Genomic DNA, 12,289 nt, shown 5'->3' with positions numbered 1-12,289 from the left:
GACCTGTTACAGTCAACAGTTTTCAAGACTGCCGCATTCGACCGCTCTGCCATTTCTCCAGTATGTTGCTCTCATTTTCTGATTGCGAGTGCAAAGATAAGCTGTTTTTTGAATTGAGAAAATTTTTTTTGAATTATTTCTTAAAAAAATATGTTATAAAAAAGAAAACCCTTAACAAAGTCAAGGGTTTTAAAATTCAGCGGAGAAAGAGGGATTCGAACCCCCGGACCTGTTACAGTCAACAGTTTTCAAGACTGCCGCATTCGACCGCTCTGCCATTTCTCCAGTATGTCGCTATCATTGCTGATTGCGGGTGCAAATATAAGACGGTTTTTTGGTTCTCAAAACTTTTTTCGGACTTTTTTTTGAAGTTTTTTAAGATAATTTTCAAGTGTCTAATTATCAGTATTTCCGAAAGTGAGTTTTTTTTAAAATTAATCTAAATCGTCTAAAATTGGCGTTGGTTTTTTGTGTTCATCGACAGCAACAAACGAAAAAGTTCCTGAAACTACCGTTTCGCGAAGTTCGGTATACATTTGTTCCATGAAAATATCAACATGAATTTTACAGCTGGTTCTTCCAACACTATCCACCTTTGCTACTAATTCAATTAAAGTTCCTGCAGGAATTGCTTTTTTAAAATCAATTTGACCTGTCGAAATTGTAACTACTTTTTTACGGCTGAAACGTGTAGCGCAGATAAAAGCAACTTCGTCCATTAAATGAAGAGCAGTTCCTCCAAATAAAGTGTCGTAATGATTCGTTGTGCTAGGAAAAACGGCTTTAAAAATACGAGTTTCTGATTTTTGAATTCTTTCTTCTACTGTTCCCATATTAGTAATTAACGTATTCTGTAATTTCAAGTCCGTATCCAATCATACCCACTCGTTTTGTTTGCTCTGTGTTCGAAACCAATCTGATTTTAGAAATATCTATATCATGAAGAATTTGAGCTCCGATTCCGTAATCTTTGCTGTCAATAATAACTTTCGGAGCTTTTAAAGTTCCGTTAGCTTGTAGTGTTTTAAGCTCAGAAATTCTATTTAAAAGGTTTACCGCAGTCATATCCTGATTGATAAAGATTACAGCACCTTTTCCGTTTTCATTAATCACTTTAAACATATCGTCTAACTGCTGTTCCGCATTGTTAGTCAATGTGCCTAATAAATCATTATTTACCTGAGAAGAGTGAATTCTTGTCAAAATTGGTTCGCCAAGATTCCAAGTTCCTTTGGTTAAAGCAATATGAATTTGTTTGTTTGTTGTTTGTTCATAAGCCCTTAAACGGAAAGTTCCAAAACGAGTTTCGATATCAAAATCTTCTTTTTTGACGATTAAGCTATCGTGCTGCATTCTGTAAGCGACCAAATCTTCGATAGAAACTAATTTCAAGTCGAATTTCTTCGCTACTTTAACTAATTCTGGTAAACGAGACATAGTTCCATCTTCATTTAAGATTTCGCAGATTACACCAGCAGATTTAAACCCTGCTAGACGTGCAAAGTCAATTGCTGCTTCAGTATGTCCAGTTCTTCTTAAAACACCGCCTTGTTTGGCAATTAAAGGAAAAATATGACCAGGACGTGCTAAGTCGTGAGGTTTTGTATTTGGATCAACTAACGCCTGAACTGTTTTTGATCTGTCAGCAGCAGAAATTCCAGTTGTAACGCCTTGACCTTTTAAATCAACAGAAACAGTAAAAGCAGTTTCCATGTGATCAGTATTATTGGTAACCATGGCGCGAAGATCTAATTCCTTGCATCGGCTTTCTGTAAGTGGAGTGCAAATTAGACCACGTCCATGAGTAGCCATAAAGTTGATCATTTCTGGAGTTACTTTTTCGGCAGCTGCCAAAAAATCACCTTCATTTTCGCGATCTTCATCATCGACTACAATGATTACTTTACCTTGACGAATATCTTCTATAGCTTCCTCAATGGTATTCAGTTGTATTTTTGTTGTTGACATAATTATTTTTGCTTTTGAGCTGGCAAAAACCGCTCAGAGATTTTCTGAATTAGTTGTGAAATTGGGGTTGTAATCGCATCAAAATTAATTAATCCATTATCGTTTGTAGCGCGATAGGTTAATAATATGGCAAGTGGCGACAAAACAAAAGACGACATCCATGATCCCATAAACGGAGTCATACCGCCTTCTTGAGATAATCTTTTTCCGAATGTATTGATGAAATGGAAAGTAATAAAGATTAAAACTGCAAATACAATAGGAAGTCCTAGTCCTCCTTTTCTAATAATAGCGCCAAGCGGAGCTCCAATAAAGAACATTAAGAAACAAGCAAAAGCAATAACGAATTTCTCGTATAATGCATTATAGTGTTTGTTGATTTCTCGTTCCTTATCTTTCAAATCTTTTTGTGTAGTTTCTATAGAATAAATATTGCTGGTGATATTGCTTCCAGCCATTTTTAAAATATCAACTTTGTCTTTGTTAGAATAAATAGACAAAACATCGTTTGGAAGCGGTTTTTTCTTAATGTTCTTTTGAGTATTTACAGGAAATTTTTTAATTCCAACTCGTTGATTAATATTTTCAGAAAAAGAAACAATTTCATTATCTAAATTTTTGTTCAATGAATCTAAAGTATAGCGCAGTTCGTTAACATTAAGCATTCCATTTGTTCCTGCAATACTTTCTTTGCTGTCATCAACCTTATTTAATTCAGATAAATCGATATTGATAATCTGCGTTTTAAATTTTCCTTTTATAAAAGGCATTTTAGCGCGATCTTCATATTTTTTTGGAGTAACGTCTTGGTAATAATAGCCGTCATTTAAGACCAATTTTAAAATACTAGATTTCTCATTGCTGACAAGTTCTCCCGTTTTAGCTTTAATTACGGTTTTGTTTTCGCCCAAATTATTTGCTTTCTCATGAATCGTTACGCCAGTTAAATGATTGCCATTTTCGCCGGTTTTTTTGTTTACTTTAATATTGTAAGTGCCAACATCGTTAAACTGACCTTCAGCAATTGCCATAGCTGGTTTGGCTTGGGCAATGTTTTTTCTAAAGTTGACAAACTTATATTCAGCATACGGAATAACATTGTTCGCAAACCAAAAAGCAACAATACTTAAAACGAAAATAAAAATAATCAATACTCTCATTGCTCTTTGCAACGAGATTCCTGAAGATTTCATGGCTGCGAATTCGTAGTTTTCGGCAAGATTTCCGAAAGTCATGATGGATGCCAATAAAACGGAAAGTGGTAAAACCAGCGGAATAATTCGGGGCATAGAAAAAAGCAGGAATTTCACGACCAATATTAAGTCGAGATCTTTACCTGCTAGTTCTGAAATAAATAGCCATACTGTTTGCAGTATGAATATGAAAAATAAGATTACAAATACCGTGGTAAATGTAAGTAAGAATGTTTTTAATAAGTATTTGTCTAGAATTTTCAACCTTCTGATTAATCTAATTTATTGATGTAGTATTTCGGGTATTTACTCGCTACAAAGGTAAATTGATTTTTTGATAATGGCTGATTGGTTTTAAAAGAATTAACGGTTAAAGTTGTTTTTGTTCCGTTTTTTCCAGTTTCAATCAAATTGTAAATGTGTTTGGTCTGAACGTCAACACCTAACAAAATTTCTTTTCTTTGGTCTTTTCCGCTAGTTGGAACTAATTTGATATATTGAATTTTTCTTCCTTTTACATTCTGAACAATGTCCATGTTGTATTTGTAGCCAGAATTGAAGAAAGTAAGCATTTTTGAAGGAGTGATTGCGTTATCATCTTTCTCGTTTACTTTAGAAATAGTCACTTCTTCGTCTTCAGGAACAATAGTGTAGGTTTTTTGGCCGTCAAAGATTTTGGTAACACCCATAAAATTCAAAACATATTGATTTCCTTTCATTGTTACGTTTCCTTTACTGTCTTGATTGATGTTTTCTTTCGCGTTATTCAAAGAATATTTAAAATCGATAACAATATTGTCGTAGCTTTTTATTTTAGAAGTTACTTCGTTCAATAAATCTTTAGCTTTTTTATCTTGAGCCTGAATAGAAGTGAAGCTCAAAAGCAATATAATTGCCATTTTGAAACACTTTTTAGTCATGTTTGTGATAGAATTGTTGTTGATTTCTTGAATTTTTGCTTTCATGATTGGATTAATTTTGTTCATTATTAAAAAATTGATCAAGAGCATTTAAATCTAAGATGTTTACACTGCGTGCTTTACTGCCTTCAAACGGACCAACAATACCTGCTGCCTCAAGTTGATCGATCAAACGACCAGCTCTGTTGTATCCTAATTTTAATTTTCGTTGCAATAAAGAAGCAGATCCCTGCTGTGCATTGACAATTATCTCTGCCGCTTCTCTAAATAAAGTATCTCTTTCGGAAATATCTATATCAAGATTAATGCCACTTTCTTCTCCAACAAACTCTGGAAGCAAATAAGCTGTGGCATATGCTTTTTGTCCTCCAATAAAATCTGTAATTTTTTCTACTTCAGGAGTGTCAATGAAAGCACACTGAACACGAATCACGTCATTTCCGTTGGTGTATAATAAGTCCCCGCGTCCAATAAGCTGGTCTGCACCCTGAGTATCCAAAATAGTTCTAGAGTCAATTTTTGAAGTTACTCTAAACGCAATTCTAGCAGGGAAATTGGCTTTAATTAAACCTGTAATAACGTTTACAGATGGTCTCTGCGTTGCAATAATTAAGTGAATACCAATGGCACGGGCTAACTGGGCCAAACGAGCAATAGGAACTTCAACTTCTTTTCCTGCGGTCATAATCAAATCGGCGAACTCATCGACAACCAAAACAATGTATGGTAAAAATCGGTGTCCAGCTTCTGGATTTAATTTTCTAGACTTGAATTTATCGTTGTATTCTTTGATGTTACGAACCATCGCATCTTTTAATAAAGAATAACGATTGTCCATTTCGGTACAAAGTGAGTTTAAAGTATTTACAACTTTTGCATTATCTGTAATAATAGCGTCTTCAGTGTCAGGAAGTTTGGCTAAATAATGTCTTTCAATTTTGTTGAAAAGCGTAAGTTCTACTTTTTTCGGATCTACCAAAACAAATTTTACTTCAGCCGGATGTTTTTTGTATAAAAGCGAAGTTAAAACCGCGTTTAACCCAACCGATTTTCCTTGTCCAGTTGCTCCGGCCATCAATAAGTGAGGCATTTTAGCTAAATCGACAACAAAAGTTTCGTTTGAAATTGTTTTTCCTAATGCAATTGGCAATTCCATTTCAGCTTCTTGGAACTTCGCCGCACCGATAACGCTTTTCATAGAAACCATAGTTGGGTTTTTGTTCGGAACCTCAATACCGATAGTACCTTTTCCTGGAATTGGAGCAATGATACGAATTCCTAGTGCTGATAATGATAAAGCGATATCGTCTTCTAAACTCTTAATTTTAGAAATTCTGATTCCCGCTTCTGGTACAATTTCATATAAAGTTACCGATGGTCCAACGGTTGCTTTGATTTGCGCTATTTCAATTTTGTAGTTACGAAGTGTATCTACAATTCTGTTTTTGTTTTCTTCTAGTTCTTCCTGATTAATTGTAATTCCGCCAGTCGAATATTCTTTTAATAAATCGATTGTCGGGAATTTGTAATTGGATAAATCCAAAGTCGGATCAAATAAACCGAAATCGGCAACTAAACGTGAAGCTAGATTTTCTTCGATAATATCTTCTTCTTCCGCTTTTTCAATGACAAAAGCTTCGTCTGGAGAAACTAATGGCAGTTCTTGTTTTGGAGTAATTGGTTTTAATACTGGATTTAACTCAATTTCCGAAGGATGAGAAATCGTTGGCTTTAAAGCTTCTTTGTTAAGTTCGAACTGAGAATCGACTGTTTTAATGTGGATGTTATCCAACTCAGGGTCATTTTCTTCTTGCTGTTCTTCCACAATAGCAAATTCTTCCAGATTATAAGCGCTCTCTGGCTGATTTACAGCTGGCTTTAAAGTGTCTAATTCTGATTTGAATTCTTTTTTGGTCGAATCAAAATACGATTGAATTTTTTCTGGCGATAATTTGATTTTGAAAATCAGATAAACAATCAAACCAAAAAGAAGTGTAAGCAGAGTACCAGTTTTTCCAATGTAATCTTGCAGAAACAAATTCAGTTCATAACCAATTGTTCCTCCTAATTCTGGTGCAGAAGTAGCAAAGAAACCAAATAATACAGAAACTATAATAATAGCAAAAATATCCCAGAACCAAGTGTTTTTAAGTTTTTGAGTCGAAAGATCCAGCGCTAAAAACATCCCAGTAAGGAAAAACAAACGCACAAAAATAAAAGAGGCAAGTCCGAAACCTCTGTAAATAATCAGATCGGCAAGATAAGCTCCGAATTTTCCGAGCCAGTTCTCAGCAATTTCAGCACGATCTCCAAGTTGGTCTACAACACTTTGATCATTTTGCCATTGTCCGTTAACGTAAAAAGAAATAAATGCAACTAATAGTGCAATAGAAAAAAGAACCAAAAGACACCCTAAAACAAATTTTTGTTGTTTAGATATTTTAAAAGATCTTTTGTTTCCTTCTTGTTTGTCGTTTTTTTTATCTACAGTTTCTTTTTTATTTTTTGCCATTCTTGCGTTTTCCTTTGCCTAAATAAATTTTGGAATATAAATAATCAAGCCTATTGCAATTGCAGTCATTGCGGCAAAAAATACCGCTCCGGCAGCAATATCTTTAATAAATCCGATTCGTTTGCTGTAATCAGGATGAATAAAATCGGCAATTTTTTCAACTGCTGTATTTAGTCCTTCTACAGCCAAAACTAAACCGATTGCCAGAGTTTGACAAAGCCATTCGGTTTGCGAAATATGAAAATAAAAACCTAAAATAGTCATTATGATTCCTAATGAAAATTGGACCATAATGCTATGTTCGGTCTTAATTAATTTTACAGCGCCGTTAAAAGCATATGTCATGCTTTTTAAACGGCCTGTAACAAATGTGTTATCTTTTTGAAACTCCATTTATGGGAAAATATTATAGTGCTGCTAAAGCTGCTTCGTAATTTGGTTCGTTTGCAATTTCTGAAACTTGTTCTGTATGAACGATTTTTCCGTTGGCATCAACAACAATGATTGCTCGTGAGTGTAAACCTGCTAATGGTCCGTCAACGATTTCTAATCCGTTTGCTTTACCAAAAGCACCAGTTTGAAAGTCTGATAAGTTCACTACATTTTCTAAACCTTCAGCACCGCAGAAACGTTTCTGAGCAAAAGGCAAATCTCTAGAAATACATAAAACAGTTGTGTTTTCTAATCCGCTTGCACTTGCATTGAAAGTTCTAACAGATGTTGCGCAAGTTCCGGTATCAACACTTGGGAAGATGTTTAAAACTAATTTTTTACCAGCGAAATTGCTTAAAGAAGCAACTGATAAATCGTTTTGTACTAATTTGAAGTCAGCTAATTGCGTTCCAACTGCTGGTAATTCACCTGATGTATGAACTGGATTTCCTCCTAATGTAATAGATGCCATGATTTTTGATTAAAATTAATGAGGCTCAAAAGTAAGGATTAATATTTGAATCTAAAAGTATTTGTTGAGGGTTTAAGGAGAGATTAAGGATCGTTTTTGGATGGCTTTTAATTGACGAATTTGTCAAATTATTTTAGATTTATTACGCTTGTCAGGCTGAGCGGAGTCGAAGCCCGCGTAAGTAGCTCCACATTGTAATTGGTGATTTTTGTCTAGTTACTTTGTTTGGGCTTCGACTCCGCTCAGCCTGACAATTCTTTGTCGATAAATATAAAAGTAAATTGAAACCTTTTATCCGCGAGAGGGATAGGAGCTGGCTACCGAAGTAGCGCGGATAGCCCGACAGCATCCCGATAAAAGGGCGTATATGCGCAAAGTGAGTTAGCCCTTTTATTGGGATGGTGGCTCGCCCAAATTGTTTTAAATTTTAGAATGTAGATTTTTGATTTGCTTTGCGTGGGCTTCGACTCCGCTCAGCCTGACAAAGATTGGCTGAAAACTGCGACTGAACACTGTAAACTAAAAAAAGCGTCCCTAAAATTAGAAACGCTTTCTCAGCCTTTTTTTTGTTTTTATTCTTGGGAGGGGATCGATTTACTTATCGATTGAGCCTAACACACGTTTCATAAACGTATTTAAAGCTTCTTTTTTATCTGTTCCTTGAGCAACCAATTTTTGTACTTCAAGAGCACCATACATATTTGAAATCAATTCACCGATCACGTCTAATTCTTCGTCTTTAAGAGAAGGAATTTCGGTCATCGCTTCTAGAACTTCAATTGTTTCAATGATATAATCCTGATCGTTTTCTTCGATGAATTGTGTTAAATGCTTAATTACTGGTAATTTCATAGTTTAGACTTCTTAGATTTTTAGACATACTTAGACTTCTTAGACCTTTTTTAGTTTGTAGACAACTTCTAAGAAGTCTAAAAATCTAAGCCAGTCTAACTCGTCTAAATTTAAGCAATAGCGTTTACAAGATCGATTAAAACTTCTTGTTTGTTAGTTTGAGTTTCGCCAACCAATTGTCCGTTTACGAAAGTAGCGAATGTAGGCAAGTTACTCACATTAGCTAATTTTCTTGATTCAGGAGAGTTTTCTGCATCAACCAAAACAAAAGTGATAGCTTCATTTTCTGTTGCTAATTTTTTGAATTTTGGTTTCATAATACGGCAATTTCCACACCATGAAGCTGAATATTGTACTACTACTTTTTCGTTTTTAGCAACTAAATCTGCTAACGTATCTTCGTTTAAGTCGATTAACATTTGTTTATTTTTTAAGGTGCTAAGTCGCTGAGGTGCTAAGGTTCTAAGTTTTTTTAGCCCTTAGTCCACAAATGACTTAACGTTAAAATTATTTTTGTGAGATCTAAAGTCATCAAGGTTCTAAGATTCTAAGTTTTAATCTTAGAACCCGATAACTATATTGTAGAATTTTTATTTAAGATTTAAAGTTCAGTAAAAAAGCTTAGTGCCTTAGTATCTTAGAATCTCAGAACCTTAAAAAAGAATTAGTTTGCGCTTAAGTATTCAGCAGTGCTTAATCTATCAGCAGTCATAGCTTCTTTACCAGCTTCCCAGTTTGCTGGGCAAACTTCACCTTTAGTTTGAATGTGAGTGTATGCGTCAACCATTCTTAAGTATTCGTTTACGTTACGTCCTAATGGCATATCGTTTACGCTTTCGTGGAAAATTTTTCCAGTCTCGTCGATTAAGTAAGTAGCTCTGTAAGGAACGTTTGAACCTTCAATGATAACTGAATCAGTATCTTCGCTGTAGCTTGTAGATTCGATATCAAGAATACCTAAAATGTTAGCTAAGTTACGGTTTGTATCAGCTAAGATTGGGTAAGTAACACCTTCGATTCCACCATTGTTTTTTGGAGTATTTAACCAAGCAAAGTGAACTTCGTTTGTATCACAAGAAGCACCAATTACGATAGTATTTCTTTTTTCAAATTCTGGTAATGCAGCTTGAAAGGCGTGTAATTCAGTTGGACATACAAAAGTAAAATCTTTTGGGTACCAAAATAAAAGTACTTTTTTATTGTTGTTTACTGCTTCTTCAAAAATGTTGATTTTTAAATTGTCACCCATTTCTGAGATAGCATCTACTGCAATACTTGGGAATTTTTTTCCTACTAAAGACATAATATTCGTTTTACGTTAAAAATTTATTGGTGCAAAAGTAGGGCATAAGTACAGGTTCTTACAATAAGATGTGATTATAAAAACTTATAAGTTGATAAATTTTGGTTATTTTAAGTTTTAACTTGTTGAATGTCAATATTTACTGGTAAAACGCCATTGAAAATATTTTTTTCTAAAAATTGAACTCCCGCTGTTTTTTGAAATTCTTCAAAATCCTGATACGCCTGAATTAATTCTGACGCTTTTTTCAAGTTAGGAATTAAAGGCAATGCGTATGGATTTCCGAAAACAAAAACAGTGCATTTTTTTGTATCCAATAATTTAGAAAGCAAGTCTAAAACTTCATTATCAATTTCGAAATTATTTAGCGGTTTTGCTTTTGGAACAAATAATGAAATGATAATCGTTTCAAAATTTTCTAATTCTTTTTTAATAGATGAAATATCCGAAACTTCTAAATTTTCAAAAGCAAATTCTGGTGATGGCAGTTTTGTATTTAAAGTTTTGAAGAATGTATTTTCAGTGTTTTTATATAAACTTAGTTTAGCTAATTGGTTGTTTTTCTGAGCTTCAAAAACTACTTCTGCGCTAGAGTTATCAATAATTGAGGTAATCGCATTTTGAGCAATTTCCAGATTTAATTTTGATGTTTTTTCGAAATCTAATTCGCCCGAAACAGCGGTATTTCCAGAAAGAATTCCTGCTTTTTCTTTGGCTTTCATGATTCGGTTATAGCTTTCGAAAATACGATCTGGCGAAGCGTTTTTATAAATAGCTTCAATTCCTTCAGGAACATTTTCGGCGAAACATAAAACATCATTTCCAGCGTTGAAAGCTTCCCATTCTAATTGACCTTTGGTTTCGTACAATTTAGAAACACTGTGCATGTTTAAGGCATCAGAAATTACCAAACCGTCGTAACCTAATTTATCGCGTAAAAGATCCTGAATAACTGCTTTTGATAAAGTTGCCGAAGTATCTTTTCCGTCATTTAAACTCGGAACAGCCAAATGTCCAATCATAATAGAATCGACATTGTTTTCAATTCCTTTTATAAATGGATATAATTCGTTATCCAATAATTCTTCTAAAGTTTCTTTTAAAACCGGTAATCCTAAATGCGAATCCACATTTGTATTTCCGTGTCCAGGAAAATGCTTCAGACAACCTAAAACGCCAACTTCCGACATTCCTTTTAAATATTCGACAGAAAAATCGGCTACTTTCTTTTTATCTTCTCCAAAAGAACGATATCCAATAACGGGATTATTTGGGTTGTTATTAATATCTGCCAAAGGCGATAAATTATACTGAATTCCGGCAGCTTTTAAATCCAATCCAATTTGTTTTCCAACTTCATAAACCAAATCAGATTTGTTTTCAGGTAAAGCACCAAGTGTAATTGCGTACGGATATTGCGGTGTTTTTTCAATTCGCATTGCTAATCCCCATTCCGCATCAATACTAATTAAAAGTGGAGTAGAAGCGGCTTTTTGATAACGAACAATTAAAGCTTTGATTTTTTCGTAGCTGTCATCGTTGAAAACTACTTTTTTCTTGCTTTCGTAATTGGTTGCAGCGCTCGCACGGCTGTGAAAAAAGGTCAGTCCGCCAATATTATACTCTTTTATAAGGCGTTCCGTTTCTTGAATGTTTTCTTCGGTATCGTTTATAAATACTGCTGGAAAGAAAAATTGTCCTATTTTTTGTCGTAATGCTTCTGCTGTAATTTTCATTATTATAAAGTCTTTTTCATGCAAACACTATTATCCATTTTTTCGTAAGGCGGATAATTAGGTATTATGGTATAATTTAATTTCTGATATAAGTTAATAGCTTCCGGCTGATTTTTTCCGGTTTCCAAAATGGTATAAGAATAACCGACTTCTTTTGCCCAGATTTCAAGTGCTGCTAAAATGGCAGAAGCGATTCCTTTTTTTCTATGATCGGGATGAACGTACATTCGTTTGATTTCTGTTGTTTCGGGTTCTTTTTCGCGAAAAGCGCCACAGCCAACAGGAATTCCGTTTTCATAATAAACGATTGTATGTTTTATTTTGTCGGTTTTATTAAACTGATTATAAAACGCATGATCTTCGCCATCTCGAATCGCTAAATCCTGATCTAATAAAACAACCAGATTTATAAAATCGGTATCGTCTGAGTTAGTTCGTTTTATGCTCATTTCGATTTTTTTTTACCATTAAGATATAAAGTTCATAAAGCTTAAGTTACTTAATTTCTTAATGGTTAAAGAAAATTAAGCTTCCTTTAAATTCACTTACTTTAATTTTGCCTTTTTTTGTTTAGCCAATTGTTTTTTGGTTTCAATAGCTTTTTCTAATCTGTTTTTAAAACGGAAAAGTTTTGGCAAACCTTCCAATCGGTCTTCAATTGTGATGATTTCATAAACCACAATAGCTTTTTCTAAAACCCGAATTTCATTTTCGAGGTCATTTTCGTTTTTGTAGATCGTTGCTAATCGATCATACGGGTGATTTCCTTTAAAGCCTTCTGCAACATTTTCTTCATACAACTCAATCGCTTTTTCAAGATTTCCATTTTTTTCGAACTCAGATCCTTTCAGATTTCGTTCGTTCTGCAAATTCTCATTGATTTCCATAGGTAAAGTTTGAT

Annotated in this window: 13 protein-coding genes and 1 tRNA gene; all 14 read right to left on the bottom strand. The window is 34.1% G+C overall.

The window, feature by feature from the left end:
• Nucleotides 1-200 precede the first annotated feature (200 nt).
• Nucleotides 201-285 (bottom strand) — tRNA-Ser (locus tag DMB71_RS09140).
• Nucleotides 286-434: 149 nt separating this feature from the next.
• On the bottom strand, nucleotides 435-833 hold the full coding sequence (locus DMB71_RS09135) for an acyl-CoA thioesterase (RefSeq protein WP_008462012.1): 399 nt from the start codon (nucleotides 831-833) through the stop codon (nucleotides 435-437).
• Nucleotide 834: 1 nt separating this feature from the next.
• Nucleotides 835-1,968, bottom strand: a complete 1,134-nt coding sequence (gene ribB / locus DMB71_RS09130; protein WP_162614806.1) for a 3,4-dihydroxy-2-butanone-4-phosphate synthase — start codon at nucleotides 1,966-1,968, stop codon at nucleotides 835-837.
• Between the two features lie 2 nt (nucleotides 1,969-1,970).
• A complete protein-coding gene (locus DMB71_RS09125; protein ID WP_111365469.1) occupies nucleotides 1,971-3,425 on the bottom strand; it encodes an LptF/LptG family permease in 1,455 nt (484 codons plus the stop codon).
• Nucleotides 3,426-3,433: 8 nt separating this feature from the next.
• On the bottom strand, nucleotides 3,434-4,126 hold the full coding sequence (locus DMB71_RS09120; RefSeq protein ID WP_111365487.1) for a LolA family protein: 693 nt from the start codon (nucleotides 4,124-4,126) through the stop codon (nucleotides 3,434-3,436).
• A 7-nt stretch (nucleotides 4,127-4,133) separates the two neighbouring features.
• On the bottom strand, nucleotides 4,134-6,593 hold the full coding sequence (locus tag DMB71_RS09115; protein WP_111365467.1) for a DNA translocase FtsK: 2,460 nt from the start codon (nucleotides 6,591-6,593) through the stop codon (nucleotides 4,134-4,136).
• A gap of 18 nt (nucleotides 6,594-6,611) precedes the next feature.
• Nucleotides 6,612-6,986 carry a diacylglycerol kinase gene (locus tag DMB71_RS09110; protein ID WP_111365465.1) on the bottom strand — a complete coding sequence of 125 codons (375 nt, stop codon included), beginning with the start codon at nucleotides 6,984-6,986 and terminating at the stop codon, nucleotides 6,612-6,614.
• Nucleotides 6,987-6,999: 13 nt separating this feature from the next.
• Nucleotides 7,000-7,497 carry a thiol peroxidase gene (gene tpx, locus DMB71_RS09105; RefSeq protein WP_111365463.1) on the bottom strand — a complete coding sequence of 166 codons (498 nt, stop codon included), beginning with the start codon at nucleotides 7,495-7,497 and terminating at the stop codon, nucleotides 7,000-7,002.
• 594 nt (nucleotides 7,498-8,091) lie between these two features.
• Nucleotides 8,092-8,349 (bottom strand): DUF6952 family protein, encoded by a 258-nt coding sequence (locus DMB71_RS09100; RefSeq protein ID WP_008462029.1) that lies wholly within the window; start codon nucleotides 8,347-8,349, stop codon nucleotides 8,092-8,094.
• Nucleotides 8,350-8,459: 110 nt separating this feature from the next.
• The gene (locus DMB71_RS09095) at nucleotides 8,460-8,768 is read right to left on the bottom strand and encodes a thioredoxin family protein (RefSeq protein WP_007805605.1); all 309 of its coding nucleotides are present in this window, start codon (nucleotides 8,766-8,768) and stop codon (nucleotides 8,460-8,462) included.
• 245 nt (nucleotides 8,769-9,013) lie between these two features.
• Nucleotides 9,014-9,652, bottom strand: a complete 639-nt coding sequence (locus tag DMB71_RS09090) for a peroxiredoxin (RefSeq protein ID WP_111365461.1) — start codon at nucleotides 9,650-9,652, stop codon at nucleotides 9,014-9,016.
• 110 nt (nucleotides 9,653-9,762) lie between these two features.
• Nucleotides 9,763-11,388, bottom strand: a complete 1,626-nt coding sequence (locus tag DMB71_RS09085) for a glycoside hydrolase family 3 protein (RefSeq protein ID WP_111365460.1) — start codon at nucleotides 11,386-11,388, stop codon at nucleotides 9,763-9,765.
• A gap of 2 nt (nucleotides 11,389-11,390) precedes the next feature.
• Nucleotides 11,391-11,837, bottom strand: a complete 447-nt coding sequence (locus DMB71_RS09080; protein ID WP_111365458.1) for a GNAT family N-acetyltransferase — start codon at nucleotides 11,835-11,837, stop codon at nucleotides 11,391-11,393.
• Between the two features lie 96 nt (nucleotides 11,838-11,933).
• Nucleotides 11,934-12,275, bottom strand: a complete 342-nt coding sequence (locus DMB71_RS09075) for a tetratricopeptide repeat protein (RefSeq protein WP_111365457.1) — start codon at nucleotides 12,273-12,275, stop codon at nucleotides 11,934-11,936.
• Nucleotides 12,276-12,289: the final 14 nt, after the last annotated feature.

This window comes from Flavobacterium tistrianum, from assembly GCF_003254545.1.
GTDB lineage: Bacteria > Bacteroidota > Bacteroidia > Flavobacteriales > Flavobacteriaceae > Flavobacterium > Flavobacterium tistrianum.
This window is presented reverse-complemented; position numbering and strand designations above follow the sequence as displayed.

Excerpts from the sequence above, each read along its gene's own strand:
- ribB (WP_162614806.1), bottom strand. The coding sequence starts at position 1,968 with ATGTCAACAACAAAAATACAACTGAATACCATTGAGGAAGCTATAGAA.
- tpx (WP_111365463.1), bottom strand. The coding sequence starts at position 7,497 with ATGGCATCTATTACATTAGGAGGAAATCCAGTTCATACATCAGGTGAA.
- DMB71_RS09135 (WP_008462012.1), bottom strand. The coding sequence starts at position 833 with ATGGGAACAGTAGAAGAAAGAATTCAAAAATCAGAAACTCGTATTTTT.
- DMB71_RS09095 (WP_007805605.1), bottom strand. The coding sequence starts at position 8,768 with ATGTTAATCGACTTAAACGAAGATACGTTAGCAGATTTAGTTGCTAAA.
- DMB71_RS09120 (WP_111365487.1), bottom strand. The coding sequence starts at position 4,126 with ATGAAAGCAAAAATTCAAGAAATCAACAACAATTCTATCACAAACATG.
- DMB71_RS09110 (WP_111365465.1), bottom strand. The coding sequence starts at position 6,986 with ATGGAGTTTCAAAAAGATAACACATTTGTTACAGGCCGTTTAAAAAGC.
- DMB71_RS09080 (WP_111365458.1), bottom strand. The coding sequence starts at position 11,837 with ATGAGCATAAAACGAACTAACTCAGACGATACCGATTTTATAAATCTG.
- DMB71_RS09085 (WP_111365460.1), bottom strand. The coding sequence starts at position 11,388 with ATGAAAATTACAGCAGAAGCATTACGACAAAAAATAGGACAATTTTTC.
- DMB71_RS09100 (WP_008462029.1), bottom strand. The coding sequence starts at position 8,349 with ATGAAATTACCAGTAATTAAGCATTTAACACAATTCATCGAAGAAAAC.
- DMB71_RS09075 (WP_111365457.1), bottom strand. The coding sequence starts at position 12,275 with ATGGAAATCAATGAGAATTTGCAGAACGAACGAAATCTGAAAGGATCT.
- DMB71_RS09090 (WP_111365461.1), bottom strand. The coding sequence starts at position 9,652 with ATGTCTTTAGTAGGAAAAAAATTCCCAAGTATTGCAGTAGATGCTATC.
- DMB71_RS09115 (WP_111365467.1), bottom strand. The coding sequence starts at position 6,593 with ATGGCAAAAAATAAAAAAGAAACTGTAGATAAAAAAAACGACAAACAA.